Annotated in this window: 17 protein-coding genes; 14 read left to right on the top strand and 3 right to left on the bottom strand. The window is 31.8% G+C overall.

Annotation, left to right across the window (positions count from 1 at the left end; translation table 11 throughout):
* Window positions 1-10: 10 nt before the first annotated feature.
* Window positions 11-4438: a translocation/assembly module TamB domain-containing protein gene (locus OA85_RS11375; RefSeq protein WP_039109858.1), complete on the bottom strand. Its 4428-nt coding sequence runs from the start codon at window positions 4436-4438 to the stop codon at window positions 11-13.
* 211 nt (window positions 4439-4649) lie between these two features.
* Between OA85_RS11375 and tsaD the strand changes: the two genes are divergently transcribed.
* From tsaD to OA85_RS11335, 8 genes are all read left to right on the top strand, one after another.
* Window positions 4650-5672, top strand: coding sequence for a tRNA (adenosine(37)-N6)-threonylcarbamoyltransferase complex transferase subunit TsaD (tsaD, locus tag OA85_RS11370; RefSeq protein ID WP_039109857.1), 1023 nt, complete (start codon window positions 4650-4652; stop codon window positions 5670-5672).
* Window positions 5673-5675: 3 nt separating this feature from the next.
* Window positions 5676-6383 carry a 16S rRNA (uracil(1498)-N(3))-methyltransferase gene (locus OA85_RS11365; protein WP_039109856.1) on the top strand — a complete coding sequence of 236 codons (708 nt, stop codon included), beginning with the start codon at window positions 5676-5678 and terminating at the stop codon, window positions 6381-6383.
* A 26-nt stretch (window positions 6384-6409) separates the two neighbouring features.
* On the top strand, window positions 6410-7048 hold the full coding sequence (locus OA85_RS11360) for a DUF4159 domain-containing protein (protein WP_039109855.1): 639 nt from the start codon (window positions 6410-6412) through the stop codon (window positions 7046-7048).
* Window positions 7049-7594: 546 nt separating this feature from the next.
* Entirely contained in the window at window positions 7595-8545 is a 951-nt protein-coding gene (locus OA85_RS11355; RefSeq protein ID WP_039109854.1) for a zinc metalloprotease, read from the top strand.
* A 221-nt stretch (window positions 8546-8766) separates the two neighbouring features.
* Window positions 8767-9717 (top strand): zinc metalloprotease, encoded by a 951-nt coding sequence (locus OA85_RS11350; protein ID WP_039109853.1) that lies wholly within the window; start codon window positions 8767-8769, stop codon window positions 9715-9717.
* 75 nt (window positions 9718-9792) lie between these two features.
* A complete protein-coding gene (locus OA85_RS11345; RefSeq protein ID WP_039109852.1) occupies window positions 9793-10884 on the top strand; it encodes an AI-2E family transporter in 1092 nt (363 codons plus the stop codon).
* Window positions 10885-10886: 2 nt separating this feature from the next.
* A complete protein-coding gene (locus tag OA85_RS11340) occupies window positions 10887-12068 on the top strand; it encodes a hypothetical protein (protein WP_039109851.1) in 1182 nt (393 codons plus the stop codon).
* Between the two features lie 2 nt (window positions 12069-12070).
* On the top strand, window positions 12071-12637 hold the full coding sequence (locus OA85_RS11335) for a hypothetical protein (RefSeq protein WP_039109850.1): 567 nt from the start codon (window positions 12071-12073) through the stop codon (window positions 12635-12637).
* A gap of 1 nt (window position 12638) precedes the next feature.
* Here the strand turns inward: OA85_RS11335 and OA85_RS11330 are convergent, their stop codons facing one another.
* Window positions 12639-13301, bottom strand: coding sequence for a M15 family metallopeptidase (locus OA85_RS11330; RefSeq protein WP_039109849.1), 663 nt, complete (start codon window positions 13299-13301; stop codon window positions 12639-12641).
* A gap of 99 nt (window positions 13302-13400) precedes the next feature.
* Window positions 13401-13601 carry a hypothetical protein gene (locus OA85_RS17490; protein WP_197056076.1) on the bottom strand — a complete coding sequence of 67 codons (201 nt, stop codon included), beginning with the start codon at window positions 13599-13601 and terminating at the stop codon, window positions 13401-13403.
* Window positions 13602-13717: 116 nt separating this feature from the next.
* Between OA85_RS17490 and OA85_RS11320 the strand changes: the two genes are divergently transcribed.
* The 6 genes from OA85_RS11320 to OA85_RS11295 all read left to right on the top strand — a co-directional run bounded on the left by OA85_RS11320 (window position 13718) and on the right by OA85_RS11295 (window position 21320).
* Complete coding sequence (locus OA85_RS11320; RefSeq protein ID WP_156129452.1) at window positions 13718-14200, top strand: NADPH-dependent F420 reductase; 483 nt, start codon at window positions 13718-13720, stop codon at window positions 14198-14200.
* Window positions 14201-14291: 91 nt separating this feature from the next.
* Complete coding sequence (locus OA85_RS11315) at window positions 14292-14909, top strand: TetR/AcrR family transcriptional regulator (RefSeq protein WP_039109955.1); 618 nt, start codon at window positions 14292-14294, stop codon at window positions 14907-14909.
* A 53-nt stretch (window positions 14910-14962) separates the two neighbouring features.
* Complete coding sequence (locus tag OA85_RS11310; RefSeq protein ID WP_039109954.1) at window positions 14963-16297, top strand: TolC family protein; 1335 nt, start codon at window positions 14963-14965, stop codon at window positions 16295-16297.
* 16 nt (window positions 16298-16313) lie between these two features.
* Window positions 16314-17435, top strand: coding sequence for an efflux RND transporter periplasmic adaptor subunit (locus OA85_RS11305; protein ID WP_052257232.1), 1122 nt, complete (start codon window positions 16314-16316; stop codon window positions 17433-17435).
* 8 nt (window positions 17436-17443) lie between these two features.
* A complete protein-coding gene (locus tag OA85_RS11300) occupies window positions 17444-20512 on the top strand; it encodes an efflux RND transporter permease subunit (protein ID WP_039109847.1) in 3069 nt (1022 codons plus the stop codon).
* Window positions 20513-20519: 7 nt separating this feature from the next.
* Entirely contained in the window at window positions 20520-21320 is an 801-nt protein-coding gene (locus OA85_RS11295) for an SDR family oxidoreductase (protein WP_039109846.1), read from the top strand.
* Window position 21321: the final 1 nt, after the last annotated feature.

The raw sequence follows: 21321 nt of genomic DNA, 5'->3' as shown, positions 1-21321 counted from the left end.
TACAAACGGACTAATCCTCTTTAGGAATAACAGCTTCCTGGTTGGTTTTTTGCTTTTCTGTAGTCGGTTTTTTAGGTTTCGAAAAGTTAATATAATCTGGAGCTAAATTAGAATCTTGGTCCTCACTAGTAGGCTTAATTTCTCTATCCAGTTTATGTTTTTTAAATATTTTATTAACTAATTCTTTAAAAGTATCAAAATCCACCTCATAAGAAACCCCTAAACCTTGTGTGTACCCTATTCCTTGACCTATATAATTAATATCGTTTTCTTTATTGAAAAGACGTAAATTCATAGTACCATCTTCGTTAACTCTGTAAAGCACTTCTAAATCACCTACAATTGCTGATTCATTTATTCCGCCAAATGGCACCCCAACTTTTCCATTAATAGTAATCCTTTCATTAATTTTTGATGAAATCGTAGCAACAAATCTTCCATCCGTTTCTCTACCGATTCTTTTATCAGCACCTATAAAATTAATTCCAACTTTAAATTTTTCGTTATCCGATTGTATTATACCGCCTAATAAACTAGTTGCTGTTTCAAATAAACTACCTGAAAAATCAGACTGGTTTACTCCTTCAGGACTTAAAAAACCACCTGATGACAATAAATATAATGCTTGTGTTTGTCTGACATCCTTATCATTTAATTTATACTGAATTTCTGATTTCAGGACATTACTTACCGTTGGGAATTCAATGTTAAAATCTGGCTCCGGGCTAGTTAAATCCCCTCGAAGACCTATTACTACTTCAACAGGAACTTTAGTGTTGAAAGAAGAGTTTTCTAATAATACAGCTGGATTTGCCGTTGTTTTATAAACCGCTTCTAGATTTAATTGTGCTTTCATGGGATTCCCTTCCCAAGAAATTGAACCTCCTTTTTTTACAGCAAACTTTTTATCAATCAATCCGCCATATTTAAAATTATAAGTTCCTTCGTATGCCTGGAAATCTCCCCACATATTGAATTTACCCAAAGTGTTTATCTTAAATAATAAGGACCCAAAACCTTTTCCTTTCATTCCGTGTCCCGTATTTCTATCTAAAATAACTTCCACTTCAGCATTTGGTGTTATATCAAAATCAAACTCTAATTCTAAACCATTATAATTTCTGGTATTCTCATAGATCCCTTTTTGAATATTATATTTTTCTTTAGCCGTAACAAAATGAATGAAATTATTATCACTAACACTTTCAGCATTATTAATAGGTATTTTTATTGCCGTTCCTTTTTCAGATTTCGCATCCACTTTTATAAATAAAGAATTCGTAGGTCCCTTAATCGTGGCAATACCATCTATAAAAGCGGTGCCATAATAGGCTGCGTCTTCACTGTCTTTTGTATCTAAAGCCAATAGATTTTTTGAATTAATGGCCAAATCTAATTTCCAATCACCAAAATTATGATGACTAATGCTTCCATTTAAAGTTCCTTTTGTTCCGTACTTAGTATCCGTTAGTGTATTATTCCTGAACAAAAACTTCTCATCAGCTAAGTCAACAATTGTTTTATCTTTTAATTCATAATCTACATTCAAATACGGAATGGTCATTCCGGCATTATCTACATAAAGGCGACCGTTTATTTCTGGTTTATTAAGATTTCCTTGAATAGTCGAATTACCAGATACAGAACCTCTAATGTTTGACAGAACCTCACCTCCCAAAGAACTTAACACTCCTAAATTAAATTTCTCGAATTTCAGCTTTAAATCCAGAATTGTTTCTTTATCTACAATTTCAAAATTCCCATCAGCATTAAACGATTGAAAATTTTCATTTTCGAGATTAGAATTTATAGTAAATTTTTTAAAACTCTCATCCCCTTGAATATCAAAATTCAAAATACCTAAATCCGTTTTATTCAAATTCAGATGATCAATTATTATGGAAGCAGTAGGTTGATAAACGTTTTTGTCTTGTTTATAATTTACTTCTCCATTGATATTACCATTAAAAACAAATTTGTTATTATCCGGTGTAATTTTATTTAAATCAACATTTTTAAAACTCAGTTTCAAATCTTTATAGGAAGTATCTTTCAAATCCCCTTTCAGTGAAATTTCTTGGTTTTCATGAGACAAAATGATATTATCAATATTGAAATTTTTAAAAGCCTTATCAAAAACGATTTGATTGTCAGCAGTTTCTTTAGCATTCAAAAACCATAAATAGTCTTTAAATTTAACTTCTGATTTACTAATACCGACAACATTTTTATTGGCTGCATTTATAGTATGATATAAATTTAAATTATAATAATCTTCCCCTTTTGCTCCTCCTTTAAATTCAGAACGAAAGTATAAAGTATCTTTCATTGTGACATTTATCAAACTAAAGTCACGAATTTTATAGTATTTATTTTTAATACTATCTAATTCTATATAAGCATTGTAAAGAGGGTTTTTATTATCTACAGCTATTCTAATATTATCAAAAGTATTGTTTGAAGCTACAATTTGCGGCGAATTGAAATTAAGCTTAAATTCCTGGTTGTCCGAGTTAATATTTCCTTTAACGATGGTATTGGCACCAATAGAAATATCAGGATAAAAAATTTCAATAATTTTATTATAAATTGTAAAATCAAATTTCAGGAACTGTCCCTTTTTTACCTTATTTGGTTTATAATTTGTGTAAAGACTACCCAACGAATTTGTCACCATATTTTTCAATTGACTAAATTCATATTTACCCACAATCTGACCTTGGATAATATCAGGGGAATTTACAGTTATTGTTCTAACTTTATTTTGATCAAAAACTGAACTTACAGCAAAATCATCAAAACGGTAAATTCCTTTTACATTTTGATATGAGGTCGCGTTAATAAATAAATTTCCTTGTAGATTTTCTATCGTATTCCCAGAAGCTTGAACAACAACATCACCTTTAAATATTGAAACGGAATCTTTTACAAAATTCAATTTATGCAAATCCGCATTTTCAACATTAATATGAAAATCATATCGACTATCTTTTTTACTTAAATCTAATAATCCATCAAATGTCATACTCAAATTAGGATCATTTACAGAAATTTGACCTTTATAATTAGGCATTTTAAATTTACCGTTAACCACAACATTATTATAGGTATAATTGTTATAATCAATTTTAGTAACATCACCTTTTATGGATGTATCCAAATATTTTTCTTTAAAACCTTTCCCATCAACATCTATATTCATGCTGACTTTCCCAAAGTCTTTCTTTTCGAATAAAGTACCAATATCAAAATCTTCTAAAACAACCTTACCCACATATGATGCTTTGTCAATGAAATCTAAGTTTTTCATTTTCAAGTCAGATTGTACTTTCCCTAAAGCGGTAGTCATGGAAAAACTAGCTTCAATTGCAGTAGTTGTAATCTGGGTAATCCCCACTGCGGTAAATTTTCCTAATTTTTTTAATGTAGTTGGTAATTTTTTTCCAAGAATATCCGGAAGTATAACTATCAGATTATCATAACTCGACGAAAGCTTATTGAACTTACCGTACATGTAAAATTTTTGATCTTTTTTAGCAAAAAGATTCTTGAAGTTAACATTTCCTATAATCTGTGTATTCTTAGAATCTATTAAATTAAGATTTGTAATTTTTAAATCATTAAGAGTACCTCTAATAGTCGCATTAGTGTAAAAATGCTGATTTTTACCTAATTCTTTATAAAAAAAGCGAATATCATTTGAAGCTATAGAAGTCGATTTCAGTTTTATATCAAATTGAACTTTATCTGTAAAATTAGAGAAATCCTCAATTTTATAATTTAGAAAAACATCACCCTTCAACTTCGAATCTTTCGTTACTAAATCAAGATTTTCTAATTTTATACTCTTTTTAGAATAACTAAATTTCGAACTTAAATTTTCTACATACAAACCTCGGTGATCCAGAAAGGACATTTTAGTAATAATAGTAGTTACTTCTGGTCCGTATATCTGAAAATTATTTACTGAAGCATTTAGATGAGTAAAATCAACTGATTTTGGAGTTTCCCGGTTTTCATCTGTTAGAATAAAATGCCCATTATAAATATGTAACTTAGTGGATTTAAGCAAAAAATGCTTTTGAGATGGCTTTCCAGTTCCAAAAGCAGCAATGAATATATCTATATTTGACTCTTTTTCATTCTTATATGTTTTTAGATTGAAAACTAATCCGTCTAAACGTAAATCGCCAAAAATCAAGTCACCATCCAATAATTTCTTCCCTTCTAGAATGGTAGTTTTTATTCTATCAGCATAAATAAGAGTATCTTTATGATGATCAATAATTAGTACTTTTTTAAATTTCACACCTCCAAAAGCGGATACTGCAACTCCGTCAATAGAGATATTAATTCCGAAATCTTTATTTATACTTCGAACAAAATATTGAGCAATTTTTGTTTGAACATAAGGTGTCGAAAGGGCTATTCCAAGCACCAATAAAAGTAGGATTAGTCCAAGTAGAGAACGAAATACTATTTTTTTAAATTTTTTGATACTTATATAATGTTTTAATTTTTTATAAAATTTTATTTTGCTTTTAGAAACAACAGCAGCTTTAATAAAAATTCTTTAATTTTGCCTTTTTATGTAAAAAAACATTTTTTACATAGGATTGTCAAATATAATTCAAAATTTGTGCCTTTTTATGCAAAATCCCGAGGTTTTTATTCTTGCTATCGAAAGTTCTTGTGATGATACGGCAGCAGCTGTTTTACAAAAAGACAAAGTATTATCAAACATTGTCGCTAATCAATTGATTCACAATCAATATGGCGGTGTAGTTCCTGAGTTAGCTTCACGTGCGCATCAACAAAATATAGTGCCGGTTATTGACGCAGCACTTAAAAAAGCAAATATACAAAAAGAACAGTTGTCCGCAATTGCTTTTACTCAAGGACCAGGATTAATGGGCTCTCTTTTAGTAGGAAGTTCATTTGCCAAATCATTGGCATTGGCCTTGAAAATCCCTTTAATAGCCGTAAATCATATGCATGCCCATATTTTGGCACATTTTATACATGAAGAAGGATTTGAAAAACCTACCTTTCCCTTTTTGGCCTTGACCATAAGTGGTGGCCATACCCAAATTGTGAAAGTAGATGATTTCTTTGATATGACAATCATAGGAGAAACTACTGATGATGCTGTTGGAGAAGCTTTTGATAAAAGTGCAAAAATACTTGGACTCCCTTATCCCGGTGGGCCTTTGATAGATAAATATGCGCAATTAGGAAATCCTAAAGCTTTTACTTTTACAAAGCCTAAAGTTCCAGGTTTAGATTTTAGTTTCTCAGGTTTAAAGACTGCAATTTTATATTTTATTCAAAAGAAAAAACTAGAGAATCCTAATTTTATTGATGAAAATCTAAATGATATTTGTGCCTCAATTCAATATACAATTATTGAAATTCTGATGGATAAATTAAAATTAGCCGTAAAGGAAACGGGAATAAAGCAAATAGCAATTGGCGGAGGAGTTTCGGCCAATTCAGGAATAAGAAACACTTTGGCGGAAGCCGAAAATAAATACGGCTGGAAAACATTTATTCCTAAATTTGAGTACACCACGGATAATGCTGCAATGATTGGAATTGTAGGTTACCAAAAATTTTTAAATGAAAAATTTGAAGCGTCATCTGTCGTTTCTAAAGCAAGAATACAATTCTAAATTATGCAATTATTTTATAATCCAAATATAAACGAGACTACTGAAACCTTTTCTTTTGACAAAGAAGAAAGTAAACATATAATCAAAGTATTACGCAAAAAAGACAGTGATATTTTATTTGTAACCAATGGTTTAGGATATTTATTCAAAACTGAAATTACCTTAGCATCCGACAATAAATGCACAGTAAAAATTATTTCTTTTGAAAAAACAGCAACTCCTAAATTTCATTTGCATTTAGCGGTAGCTCCAACCAAAATGAATGATCGTTTCGAATGGTTTTTAGAAAAAGCTACCGAAATTGGTATTCATGAAATCACCCCTATTATTTGCGATCGTTCCGAACGAAAAGTAATCAATACCGAAAGATTTGATAAAATTTTATTGACTGCCATGAAGCAATCAAATGTATTATTTCTTCCTAAATTAAATAATGCTATATCGTTCAAAGAATTTTTGAAACAAAAACAAGAAGGATTAAATTTTATAGCCCATTGCGAGGAAACAGATAAAAAAACTTTAAAAACAGCCTTAAAACCGAATGAAAATGTTACAATACTCATAGGTCCAGAAGGAGATTTTACAGAAAAAGAAATCGAATTAGCACTTGATTCAAATTATATTCCGGTTTCTTTAGGAAATACCCGATTAAGAACAGAAACTGCAGCAATTGTTGCATGTCATAGCGTAGTTTTTGTTAATGAAAATTAAGAATTAATGATTCCGAATTTATAGTTATGAAAAAAATATATTATTTATTACTATTAATTTCTGTTACTTCATTTTCACAGGAAATTGCATTATTAAAATATAGTGGCGGTGGTGATTGGTATGCTAATCCGACTTCATTGCCTAATTTGATAAAATATTGCAATGCCAATATCAATACCAAAATAAAATCTAAGCCGGGAACCGTTGAGCCGGGAAGTCCGGATTTACTTTCCTATCCATTCGTACACATGACCGGACATGGAAATGTTGTTTTTAGCGATACTGAAGTCATTAATCTTAGAAATTATTTGCTTGCCGGTGGTTTTCTTCACATTGATGATAATTACGGTATGGATCAATACATTAGAAAAGAAATAAAGAAAATATTTCCAAACAATGATTTGGTCGAAATTCCTGCAAATCATGCTATTTTTCAAAAACCAAATCTTTTCTCTAATGGATTACCAAAAATTCACGAGCATGATGGAAAAAGACCACAAGCTTTTGGAATATTTATAGAAAGTAAATTGGTCCTTCTTTATACTTACGAATGCGATTTAGGCGACGGATGGGAAGACCCTGAAGTGCATAACGATCCCGCAGATGTTCGCGAAAAAGCATTAAAAATGGGCGCTAACATTATGAATTATATCTTTAATAATTAATCTCTACAACTAGAGCATAAAGATATTAATTCGAAAGAAAACATTTCTTGTCATTTTCAGTATACATTCAATATGGGCTCACTTTTTACAATTAGTGAAGCTTTTGGTGTTAAAAAAATCATCTTTTAAGAAAAGAACATCCCCTCTATTCATAAAACTTCTCGAAGTACTGCTCTTTACGCACTATACTCTGTAATTCATGAAACTAATGATTTACAGGAATATTTATCCGCAATAATTAAAAATTATCTCCTTAGAAATTACAGATACAAATAAACCTTTTAAAAGCAGTTTTTTCAAGTTTCATTAAAAATAGACAACGAAATGGATGTGTTTTTAATGAGCTTTTAACAATTTTAAATCAAATTGCACACATCAATATATGTGACGAGAACAGCAGTATCAATGTCGCACAAGTTATCACTATATCGTTATAGTTGTTTTTTTTATTTTTTTTACAAAAATTTGTTTTATCGAATAATTTGTTATAAAATTGCATTATTATTAACCCAAATCAATTTTTTATAACAAAAAACCAGTATTATTATGAAAAAAATTCTTTTAACTGCAACAGCATTTTTGATGCTATTCTCATGTCAAAATGACCAAACAGAATCGACAGTTTCAGCAACAAATGCTATTGCACGCCGCTCATGCGCTTCACAAGATGTATTAGCGGAACAATTAAAAGCTGATCCTACATTGGCTTTAAGAATGAACCAAATTGAAGCTTTTACACAAAAATCAATGTTGACTAACCGTTTAGTAAATGGTAAAGTAGTAATTCCTGTAGTAGTAAATGTATTGTACAGAACTGCAGCTGAAAATATCTCTGATGCACAAATACAATCACAAATTGATGTATTAAACAAAGATTACACTGCTACAAATCCTGATTTCAGCAGTACTCCTGCTGAGTTTGCTGGAGTTGCTGCAAATATTGGTATCACTTTCGAATTAGTGAAAATCAATAGAAAATCGACTACTAAAACTTCATGGGGAACTAGAGATGCCATGAAAAAGACTAAACAAGGAGGATTAGATCCAACTTCACCAAGTACAAACCTTAACTTATGGGCATGTACAATTGGAGGAGGAATCTTAGGATACGCTCAATTTCCTGGTGGTTCATTAGCAACTGATGGGGTTGTAATTGATTCTAATTATTTTGGATTATCAAGCGCTGCTAGCTATCCTTACAATTTAGGAAGAACAGCATCTCACGAAGTTGGTCACTGGATGAACCTTAGACATATTTGGGGTGATGCATCTTGTGGAGACGATTTAGTTTCTGATACTCCAGTTGCTAAAACTTCAAACTTTGGTGTACCAACATACCCATACGTAAGTACTTGTTTACCTGCTCATAATGAAATGACAATGAACTACATGGATTACACTGATGATAGAGGAATGTTCATGTTTACTAATGGTCAAAAAGCGAGAATGACTGCTTTATTCGTTTCTGGCGGAGCTAGAGCAGGTTTCGGAATATAATTTTTTTTTTAGTTTTTTAGATTTTAAAACTCGCTACTTGTTAGCGAGTTTTTTTTTTGAATAGTTCAGAGTAATACCCTTTATACAATCATAATTCTTTAATACTAATAGTCGAGCAACAATTTAAAGCTTCTAAATTTATTTTTAATAAATAATAATCGTAAATTGCTTAATTATTTATTTGATAAACAGCACTTTATAATCTTAAAAAAACTACTATTATGAAAAAAATTATTTTAATTACAACAGCATTTTTGATGTTATTTTCTTGTCAAAATGACCAAACAGAATTAACTTCCCATACAACAAACGCTATTACTCGAAGAACATGTGCTTCACAAGATGTTTTGGCAGAACAATTAAAAGCTGATCCTACATTAGCTTTAAGAATGAACCAAATTGAAGCCTTTACACAAAAAGTAATGTTAACGAACCGTTTAGTAAATGGTAAAGTAGTAATTCCTGTTGTTGTAAATGTATTATATAGAACTGCCGCAGAAAACATCTCTAATGCTCAGATACAATCCCAAATTGATGTATTGAATAAAGATTACACAGCAACCAATTCTGATTTTAAGAGCATTCCTAGCGAGTTTTTAGGTGTAGCTGCAAATATTGGTATCACTTTTGAATTAGTAAATACAATTAGAAAATCTACTACAAAAACATCTTGGGGAACAAGAGATGCAATGAAGAACTCAAAAAAAGGAGGTATTAATCCAACTTCACCATCTACAACATTAAATATATGGGCTTGTACTATAGGAGGTGGAATTTTAGGATATGCACAATTTCCAGGGGGTTCTTTAGCAACTGACGGAGTTGTAATTGATTCTTTCTATTTTGGTTCATCAAGCGCTGCAAGTTATCCTTATAATTTAGGAAGAACCGCATCTCACGAAGTAGGTCACTGGATGAACCTTCGCCACATTTGGGGAGATGCTTCATGTGGAGATGATTTAGTTTCTGACACGCCTGTTCACAAAACCGCAAATTTTGGTGTACCAACATATCCTTACATAAGTACATGTCTACCTACTCATAATGAAATGACTATGAATTATATGGATTATACAGATGATAGAGGAATGTACATGTTCACTAATGGCCAAAAAGCAAGAATGTCTGCTTTATTTGTTTCTGGTGGAGCCAGAGCAGGTTTCGGTATATAATTTTTCGAATTTTAGAATTTAAAACTCGCTACTTGTTAGCGAGTTTTTTTTATCTTTATATCCTAAAAAATATAAATGATTACATCAAAAATTATAGCTAATGGAATTTTAAGAGCAATAACTACTATCGTTTTAGTCGCTTTATCTCTTTATTTTCTATATCAAATTCAATCGGTACTGATTTATCTAATAGTTGCATTAATTCTTACATTAATAGGAAATCCAATTTTAGATTTTTTTAAAAGAAGATTAAAATTCAAACATGTATTTGCTACAATTGCAACATTATTAATTTTTGTCTTTATTATAGTTGGATTTATAATGATGTTTATTCCTTTGATTTCATCACAAGGTCAAAATTTATCGCTTTTAAATACCACAGAAATAGAAAAAAATACGCTTCAATTAATTAACCAAATATCTTCATTTTTGGAAAGTCATAATATTGATTCCACAAAAATGCTAAAGGAATCTAACATCACTTCTAAAATAAACTTTAATTTTATTCCAAATTTTCTAAATGCCGTTTTAGGTACAATTAGTAGTTTTGGAATGGGATTGGCTTCAGTACTTTTCATTACTTTTTTCTTTTTAAAAGACAGATTATTATTTAAAGATGGTGCCAAAAAATTAATTCCTGACAGCCATGAAGATCAAATTTTAAATTCTTTAGATAAAATAAATCACTTATTATCCCGCTATTTTATTGGATTACTACTCCAATTATTTATTGTGTTTATTTTATACTTTATTGTTTTACTCGTTTTTGGTGTGTCAAATGCAATTGTCATCGCCTTTTTATGTGCCGTTTTAAATATTATTCCTTACGTAGGACCATTAATTGCCTCAATTTTAGCTGCAGTTTTGACTATGATTGGTAATTTAGGCAGTGATTTTCAAACACAAATTTTGCCAACAACCATTTATGTTTTGATTGGTTTTTGGATTGTACAAATTATTGATAACAATGTGTCTCAACCTATTATTTTTTCAAAAAGTGTGAGCTCACATCCATTAGAAATATTTCTTGTCATATTAATTGCGGGCTTTCTTTTTGGAATACTAGGAATGATTATAGCGGTTCCATTATTTACCATATTGAAAGTAATTGGTAAAGAATTTTTTCCTGAGAATAAGATTATACAACTATTAACAAAAAATATTTAATCTTGGATTTAAAAATTCTAAATCCCAAAATTCAAGAATTTATAGGGGGAAACATCGGTATTTCTATTTCGAAATTAGCACTTCAAAAAAATCCTTTTCCTGATGTAGATTGGATTTCTATTTTGAACCAAATCGAAGCCAAAACAAAAGCAAAAGATAAACTACCTAATTGGTTTAGCACCAAAAATATTATTTATCCAAGTAAAATCTCAATAGAACAGACTTCATCTGAAAAAACAGCTTCTTATAAAGCTTCAATCATTTCAGGAGAACGTTTAATTGATTTAACTGGAGGTTTTGGTGTGGATGATTACTATTTTGCAAAAAAAATAAAAACTGTCGTTCATTGCGAAATCAACTCAGAACTGTCTGACTTTGTAAACCATAATTTTGAGCAATTAAATGTTTCGAATATCATTTGCTATCGTGGAGATAGTTTCACTACATTAAATACCTTAAATACAAAATGGGATTGGATTTATATTGATCCTTCACGTCGAAATGATGTTAAAGGGAAAGTATTTATGCTTAAAGATTGTTTGCCTAGTGTTCCGGAAAATCTAGATTTTTATTTTAAGAATTCGAATGCCATTTTAATAAAAACTGCTCCGCTGCTTGATATCTCCGCTGGATTATTAGAATTACAAAATGTTAAAACGATTCATATAATAGCGTTAGAAAATGAAGTAAAAGAATTATTATGGGAATTGCACAAAGATTATTCTGGAAATGTAAATATTAAAACAGTTAATCTTTTAAAAGACAAGAACGAAACATTTGACTTTGTTTTGGGAGAACAGACTAAATTAGCTGATTTTAGTTTTCCTCAGAAGTATTTATACGAGCCTAATAGCGCTATAATGAAATCTGGTGGGTTTGATGAAGTAAGTTCATTTTACAACCTAAACAAGCTGCACAAACACTCTCATTTATACACTTCGCTTGACTTAATATCCTTTCCTGGACGAGTTTTTGAAATTCAAAATACATTTGCTTATAGCAAAACGGAAATGAAAACGTATTTAGAAAATACAAAAGCGAATATTACAACCCGAAACTTTCCTGATACTGTTGATACTATTCGAAAAAAATGGAAAATAAAAGATGGTGGAAATGTATATTGTTTTTTTACAACTGATGAAAATAACCATAAAATAGTTTTAATTTGCACCAAAATATCATAGAAATGAAACAAGTAATTACCGCAATACTATTATTCTTAAGCTTTAACATATTTGCTCAAAAAACATGTGAATATAGCGTAAACGTTACTGATTCTTTGGGAACTTATAAATCGACAAAGGAATACATGATTAGTGAGAAAAATTTTGCTGGAAATTCCAGTTATATCTTTTATTCATTGGCATTAACGGATGGTTTACCAACATTGAACGTGCAATTGATTCAAAAGAGTAAAGACTTCATGAAAGCGAATTGCTTTGACAAAAATTCAAAATTGTTTTTGCAGTTAAATAATGGAAAAATAATAACGCTACTACACATCGATCAAGAGAATTGTGGAACTATGATTCGTGATGACAAAGGCTATGACAATAGGGTAATTTCAGGTCAATTTATGTTTATGAAAGATAGTTTTGAAGAATTAAAAAATTCTCCTGTATCAATGATGAGAATTAAATATTTGACAGACACTGAAGATTATATTATTAGAAAAGAATTTAAATCGGAATTAAACAATGAGGTTTATCAACCAGAAACTTACTTTATTAATAACATCCATTGCATAGAATAAGTTAATTACAATCCCATTTAAAATTAGAAACTTTCTCTTTTAAAGCTGATCTTAGGTTATAATGCCACCATTCTGAATCAAAAGAGTTGAAGCCGTTTTTATTCATTATCTTTTTTAATAATTCCCTGTTTGCCCTAACCTCTTCTGATACATTTAGGTAGTTATGACTGGCTTCGATCCCAAAATAATCAAAAGAAGTTCCCATATCCAATTCTTTCCCGTTAGTGTCAACCAGAGTAATATCTACCGCTCCCCCTCTATTATGGATAGAACCTTTAGCAGGATTGGCTACATATTCTGGGTTAGGAACAATTTCCCACATTTTTTTCTGGATATCTAAAGGGCGATAGCAATCAAAAATTTTGATTTTAAAGCCTTTCGTTATGAATTTTTTATTGGCTTCAACAAGTGCATTAACGGTTTTTAATCGTAAAAAACATGCTTCGCAGTCATATACTTTAGCTTTTAAAAAATTATCCGTAGTTGCATACTTCATGTCATACACAAAATCTTGACTATAGTCTTTTAAATTAACGAAGGTAGTATCATTGATAATTGGACCGTTTTTTTCTTCAGCAGCAGAAATAATAGCAGTTTGCGATTTACAGGAAACTATCCAGAAAAGGGAACAAAGAAGTACGAAAGGTTTAAAACTGAAAGTCATCAATGTTATTTTTTTATAAAAATAAGATAATTTAAGGATTTAGAATAGATATAAAAACAAAAAAACCGATACTAATTAAAGTATCGGTTTAAGTGAACCTTATGGTGCAAAATTCGAACCTTTTATTGGAAGATTTAAAGCTTTTATCCGACTGTTTTGAATGACAAACTTGCTATAACTCCCGGCAACCTTTTTGCGGTGATTCACTCCCCAGTTTTTAAGGCTGAATATAATTGGTGTCAGCGTATCTGCATAAGGCTCTAATTCAAAAGATGTTGTAAAAGATATTGATGTTATCATCTTATCCTTACCAACGGCAGTAATCCCAAGTCTGCCTAAAGATTTATTTAGAAGTGTACCTGAAAACATTATCGTTGCGGATACTTCAAATTACTACCCATACCGTGATAGTAAAATTGAAAATTAAAAATGGTAAAGTAGAAAGTGTCTGGGTATCGGAACAGATTGGACGCACGGTAGTCAAAGCATTTAATAATTTATTGACAGAAACTTTGGCCAATGGCAGAAAACAACCTGACGCCTATGATAGAATTGCAATGGCAATAGCTGGTGATAATATTGAAGCAAAAAAAGTTATTTCAAGTTTGATTGATGATGCAGGTTACGATGTTGTTGATTCTGGAAATCTATCAGATTCATGGAGACATCAACCCGGTACTCCTGCCTATTGCACAGAATTAAATGCTGATGAACTAAAACAGGCACTTGCAGACAGTAATAAGGAAAACGCTGCCGAGATCAGAGATTATGTAATCCGTCAATTTATGGGCGCAGATGGTGCACCAACATCGCATCAAGGTGTGATTGATTTCAATCGTTCGCAATTTCTAAAAATCCGAAAACACTTTAAAAATTTATCTCGAAGAAAACAGCAGTAATTACTATTTTTTTGCTGCTGTTTTAAAATTTTAAACAAAAATGAACGTTGTTCAAAAAATATACATATATTTGCAAAAGAATATTATTTTTATGAGTACAGCAGAAAGAAAAGCACGTGAAAAAGAAGCCTTAAAATCTCTCATTTTAAAAGGAGCCAAAAAACTTTTTTTGGAAAGAGGAATTGAGCAAACAACAATTAGAAACATTGCTGATGAAATTGACTATAGCGTGGGAACTGTATATGTCTATTTTAAAGATAAAAATGCAATTTTACATGATTTGCACTCTATTGGATTTCAGGAATTAGGTGGGTATTTTAAAGAATTATTCGCGATTGAGGATCCAATGGAACGTTTAATGAAAATGGGATTCACCTATATAAAGTTTGCTATGGAAAATTCAGAGATGTATGATTTGATGTTCAATGTTAAAGCACCAATGGAATTTCTTGAAAGCTCTGAAAAAGAAGGATGGAATGAAGGTGTTGATACCTTTGGAGCTTTAAAAACTACAGTGGAAAATTGTATGAGCAAAGGGCATTTTAAAGGGCATTTATCAGAACCATTGTCATTTATGATTTGGAGTTTGGTACACGGAATGTGCTGTCTTGAAATACGCCAGAGAACAAAAGGTGTAAAATTTGCTAATCCCGATACAATCCTGTTTGATGGATACAACGAATATTTAAAAATAATAAGAAAACTCTAAAAATTTTTTGATTTTAAAAATGAACAATGTTCAATTAAAAAACAATGTATAATATGATAAAAAAAACACTAACTCTGACACTAGTCTTAATTGGATATCTGGGATATTCACAGAGTAAGCTTGACGGCTATATTGAAGTCGGGCTAAAAAATAACGAAGTAATAAAGCAGCACAATTTTGATATTAACAAAAGTATGTATGCTTTAAAAGAAGCGCGCTCCCTGTTCTACCCTACCGTTTCCTTAAACGGAAGTTATACCAAGGCTGAAGGAGGAAGAACAATTGATATTCCGATTGGTGATATGCTGAATCCGGTATACAATACCCTGAATCAAATTACAAATTCGAATGCTTTTCCGACTCTGGAGAATCAGTCTGTTCTAATTAATCCGGATAATTTCTATGATGCTAAAATTCATACCACGATGCCTTTGCTGAATTTTGAAATTATCTATAACAAGAGAATTAAAAGCCAGCAGACTTCATTACAAAAAATAGAGCTGGAAATATATCAAAGGGAATTGGTCAAGGAAATAAAAACAGCCTACTACAAATACCTCCAATCGGTTGAAGGAATTAAAATTTATGAGAATGCTTTAGCATTGGTTAAGGAAAACCAGCGAGTAAACAAATCCTTATTTAAAAATGAAAAGATAAACCGTACGGCTGTCTTACGAAGTGATAATGAGGTAATACGTATACAGGCAAATCTGGAAACGGCAAAGCAAAACAGTAATAATGCCAGGTCTTATTTTAATTTTTTGCTTAATGAAAAGCTGGATGCTGCAATTGAAGTCGATGAAAATGAAGCGCCACCTATTGACGCTGTTTCAGAGAATACCCAAAACAGGGAAGAATTACAAAAACTTAATCAGGCAAAAGAAATAAACGATAATGTAAGCAAGCTCACCCAGTCGTATTGGTTTCCAAAGGTAAACGGGTTTGCTGATTTTGGAATTCAGGATTTTGATTTTGAAGTAAACAAACAATCACGTTACTATTTTGCAGGAGTTGGTTTGGAATGGAATATTTTTTCAGGCAACAAAAATAAATTCAAACTCAAACAAACAGAAGAAGACAGTAAAAAAATCAGTTCGCAGATCGATAATGCAAAACAGCAGTTATTGCTTCAGTTTCAGGTTTCCCAAAACAATTTGAAATCAGCTTTGGAGCAATTCTACGCTGATAAAAATCAAAAAGAATCAGCCAAAAAATATAATGAGAATATAACCAAATTATACAAAGAAGGTCAGGCGATCTATATTGAACTTCTGGACGCACAAAATCAATGGGTAAGCGCTCAGCTTAATACCAATATTGCCCTTTATAATTCCTGGATCGCTTTTGCAGAATTAGAAAGAGCCAATGCAACTTTTACTTTTAAATAATCCAAAAACAATAATTATGAAATCAAAGATTATTACATCCGTTCGCCTTTCAGGCTCGGGTCACAAACACCTAAAAAATATTTTTACACTTGTGAGTAAAAAAACAATAGTACTATGTCTTCTTGCCCTTCCTCTTTTTTATGCGTGTAAAGAAGAAAAAAAAGAACATACACCATTCGAAACTGCTGATATTATTCCGATTAAAACAGCAACAGTTCAATCTTTGGCACTTGCAAATAATATAAGTGCGTCCGGATTAGTAACAACAGAAAACCAAGCCAATTATGGTTTTAAAATAGGTGGTGTAGTGAGTCGAATTTATGTAGAAGAAGGCCAGTTTTTTAAAAAAGGCCAACTTTTGGCAGCATTAGATGCAACTGAAATTAATGCCGGTTTAAATCAAACGGATTTGAATGTAAAAAAATACGAACGTGATTACAACCGTGCCAACAATTTATACAAAGACAGTGTGTACACCTTAGAACAACTTCAAAACACAAAAACCGGTCTTGACATTGCCAAAAAACAAAAAGATGCCGTTGCTTTTAATGCACGTTACGCTAAAATATATGCTGCTGCCGATGGTTTTGTAGCCAGTAAGATAGCTAACGAAGGTGAAGTCGTTGAATCCGGTTCTTCTATTCTGGCAATAAATGAAACAAATCAAAATAACAATTATTTATTAAAAATCGGTTTAACAGATAAAGAATGGGCATCAACAAAAATTGGTCAGAAAGCAACTGTTACTCTTGATGGTTATCCCGAAGAGCACTTTGATGCTTTTGTTTTTCGAAAGTCACAATCCGCGGATGCGTCAGTAGGTTCTTTTCAGGTAGAATTGAAACTGAATATGAAAAACAGTAAACCGGCAGTTGGTATGTTTGGGAAAGCAGAAATTAAAGCAGAGAATGCAGAAGATTTTATCATCATCCCTTATAATTCACTTATTGAAGCCGATGGTAACAAAGCCTTTGTATTTATAGTAGCCAATAGTAAAGTAAAACGTCAGCCTGTTACGATTAATAAATTTGAAAATAACAAGGTATTCATAAAAGACGGCCTTCAGAAAACAGATCAGATAGTGATATCTAACAGTGCTTATCTAAACGAACAATCGACGATCAAAATCATTAAATAACTAACAGTATGAAGATTACAAACTTTGCCGTCAAAAATTATCAGTTTACACTGATCATATTTCTTCTGGTAGCCGTTGTGGGTTATCTTACCCTGTTTTCGATGCCGAGATCAGAAGACCCTTCCACTCACCCACCCCAGTATCTTATTACGGTTATTTATCCGGGTACCAGTCCAAAAGATATGGAGGAACAAGTCGTAAAACCTATCGAAAATAAAATTTATGGACTTGAAAACATCGATAAAATATTAACTACAGTAGAAGATGGTGTAGCCGCTTTTCAGGTAAAATTTAAATATGGTGTAGACGTCGATAATAAATATCAGGAGATATCTACTGAAATGAATGCGCTGAAAAACAGCGAACTTCCAAAAGACATTTACCAGATTAAAACCGAGAAAATTGCATCTTCAGATGTAAAAATTCTTCAGGTGGCATTAGTATCAGAAAATGCTTCCGACAAAAAATTGCGTGATGAGGCTGACAAGCTGAAGACAAAATTAGAAAAAATCACCAATCTTAAGGATGTAAAATATGCTGGAATTCCTGAGCAGGAAATTCGTATTGATTTGCAATTGGATAAACTGGCACAATTAAAAATTCCGTTAAATCTTGTGATGGGAAGCTTACAAAGTGAAGCAGCCGATATTCCGGGAGGAAGCATCGATCTTGACAGTAAAGTATTTAATGTAAAAACCAGCGGTAAATTTAAGAACGCAGAAGATGTTGCCAATACCGTCATTTATAATGCAAACGGAAAAATAATCTATATGAAAGATGTTGCCGATGTAGGCTACAAATCTCAAACAGTAGATCATATTACCCGTATAAACGGACATCGATGCATTTTGGTTACTGCCGGAATGAAGGACAATGTAAATATTACCGATGTTCAGAAAGAATTTTCACCAATCGTAGAAGAATTCGCGAAAGACTTACCTCAAAACATCAAGCTGGTTAAAAACTTTGACCAGGCTAATATGGTATCACAGCGTTTAGGACATTTGGGCTTTGATTTTGCACTTGCGATCATTTTAGTTATTATTACATTGTTGCCGTTAGGGTCAAGAGCTTCTCTAATCGTGATGATATCGATACCATTATCATTGGCTTTGGGACTGATCGCAATGAATGCTTTAGGGTATTCCTTAAACCAGTTAAGTATTGTTGGATTAGTGGTAGCTTTAGGATTATTGGTGGATGACAGTATTGTGGTGGTAGAAAACATCGAGCGCTGGCTTAGAGAAGGACATTCTAAAATGGATGCCGTTTTAAAAGGTACAAAACAAATAGGAATTGCTGTTGTGGGATGTACGGCAACACTTGTTATTGCCTTTTTACCACTGGTTTTTCTTCCTGATGTTTCGGGTGAATTTATTAGAAGTCTTCCAATGGCGGTTATTACAAGTGTATTGGCTTCTATGATTGTAGCCTTGACATTAGTTCCATTTTTAGGAAGCAGATTTTTAAAAACACACGAACACGGTGAAGGAAACATTTTTCTTCAGTATTTGCAAAAATTCCTTACCCGAAGTTACAGGGACATAATGCCTAAAGCATTAAAATTTCCAAAAACAACTATTGCTATATCAATATTTTTAAGTATTACCGCTTTTGGATTGTTTAAAGCAACCGGATTTAAATTATTCCCAACTTCAGAAAAACCAATGTTTCTAATTAATATAAAAATGCCACTACAGGCCAATATATCAGAGAGTGACAGGGTGACAAAATTGATAGAATCTGAGTTAAAAAACCATAAAGAAATTGTGTTTTATACTGCCAATGTCGGTAAAGGAAATCCGCAAATTTATTACAATGTACATCCTCAAGACAGAAAACCCGACTTTGCTCAGATTTTTGTTCAATTAGAAGACGAAGCAAAACCTACTGAAAAAACTGCTTTGATTGAAAAACTTCGGGAAAAATTTAAAACAATGCCCTATGCCAAAGTTGAAGTAAAAGACTTTGAGCAGGGAACGCCTCTTGAAGCAAATATCGTAGTGAGACTGTTTGGAGAAGACCAGGCTATTTTACGTAAACTATCGGCTCAGGTAGAAAATATTTTACGAAACCAAAAAGGAACAGTTTACATTAATAATGAGTTGAATACGTATAAAACAGATGTTAAAGTAAAAATTAATAAAGAAAAAGCAAGAACACTTGGCGTTTTAACAAGCGAGGCAGATAAAGTAATTCGTCTTGCCGTGGCAGGATTAACCGTTGGAGATTATATAGATGACCGTGGTGATGCACGAAATGTTACACTCACGCTCCCAAGAGATAAATTTTCTAATCTCGATGCACTTAAAAATTTATATGTAAATAATATTCAGGGAACGCCTATTGCACTAAACCAAATTGCAACAATATCTTTTGAAACTTCACCAACAGCAATTAATCATTTCAATAAATCGCGTTTTTCAAAAGTAACGGCATTATCAGGAAAGGGTTATTATGCTAATGATCTGTTGCTAGAGATTATACCTAAATTGGATAAACTAAAAATGCCAAAAGGATATTATTATAAATTGTCCGGAGAAAAAGAATCTGAAGGTGATGCTTTGGGAGGAAATTTTCTAGCGGTAATTATTCTGAGTACGTTCCTTTTCATTGGCGTATTGCTGTTGCAGTTCAAAACATTCAAAGGAATAATAATTGTACTTTCTATTATCCCGTTAGGAGTTTTAGGAGGTGTTGTATTGCTCCTTATTACCGGAAGTCCTATGTCATTGGTCGCTATTATTGGTTTTATTGGTCTTTCCGGAATTCAGGTTAAAAATTCGCTCCTTTTGGTAGATTTTACCAATCAATTACGACTGGAAGGACATTCAATTGATGAAGCGATTGCTATTGCCGGAGAAACCCGTTTCCTTCCAGTAGTATTAACATCCATAACAGCAATCTGTGGACTGATTCCTCTTGCGTTAAATTCAAATCCTTTAATTGCACCATTGGCCATTGTATTAATTGGAGGACTAATAAGTTCTACCATACTATCAAGAATTGTAACACCTGTGATGTATAAATTAATGCCTCCAAGTATCGAAATTAATAATAAAAAACCGCTTAATTAAATTCAAGATGAAAAACATATTAATAACAGGAGCTTCAACCGGCTTTGGACTCCAACTGGCCATTAAACTTCATGAAAAGGGGTTTAATGTTATTGGAACGAGCCGTGAGCCGGAAAAATACAAGAATAAAGTTCCTTTCAAGCTATTACGCCTAGATATTTCCGATGATGATTCTATTAACTCTTTTACTACAGAACTTTTTACTCAAATAGAAAAGCTGGATGTTTTAGTAAATAATGCTGGCTATGCTGTTACAGGGCTTGCTGAAGAAACACCAACAAAAATAGGATTACAACAATTTGAAACTAATTTTTGGGGTACAGTTAAGCTAACTAACGCACTACTCCCAAATATGAGAAATCTAAAACAAGGTAAAATTATTACTGTAGGTTCATTTTTAGGGTTAATTGGGCATCCCAACTATAGTTTCTATTCAGCATCTAAACACGCTTTGGAAGGATATTTCAAATCATTACGATTTGAAGTAAATCAATTCAATATAAAAATTAGTATGGTTGAGCCTATGGTTCACAAAACTAATTTTTTTGATAACGCTGTTGCAACCTATGGCAATATTGAGGATTATGATAAGTTCAGGCAAAAAATCCATTCTTATTACAATAATGAACTCAAAAAGGCGCCAGGACCAAACGCTGTTGCTGATACTATAATTAAAATCATTAATTCAAAAAATCCGGAATTTAGTTATCCGGTTGGAAAAAGTACATCAATGATCCTTACCCTACAGCAATTTTTATACAATGCCTTTGAAAGTATCATTTTAAAAGAAGTTAATAAAGCAATATAAG

It is taken from the genome of Flavobacterium sp. AED, from assembly GCF_000812945.1.
Taxonomy (GTDB): domain Bacteria; phylum Bacteroidota; class Bacteroidia; order Flavobacteriales; family Flavobacteriaceae; genus Flavobacterium.
The sequence above is the reverse complement of the archived record's forward strand: the minus strand, read 5'-3'. Positions and strand labels throughout refer to the sequence as shown.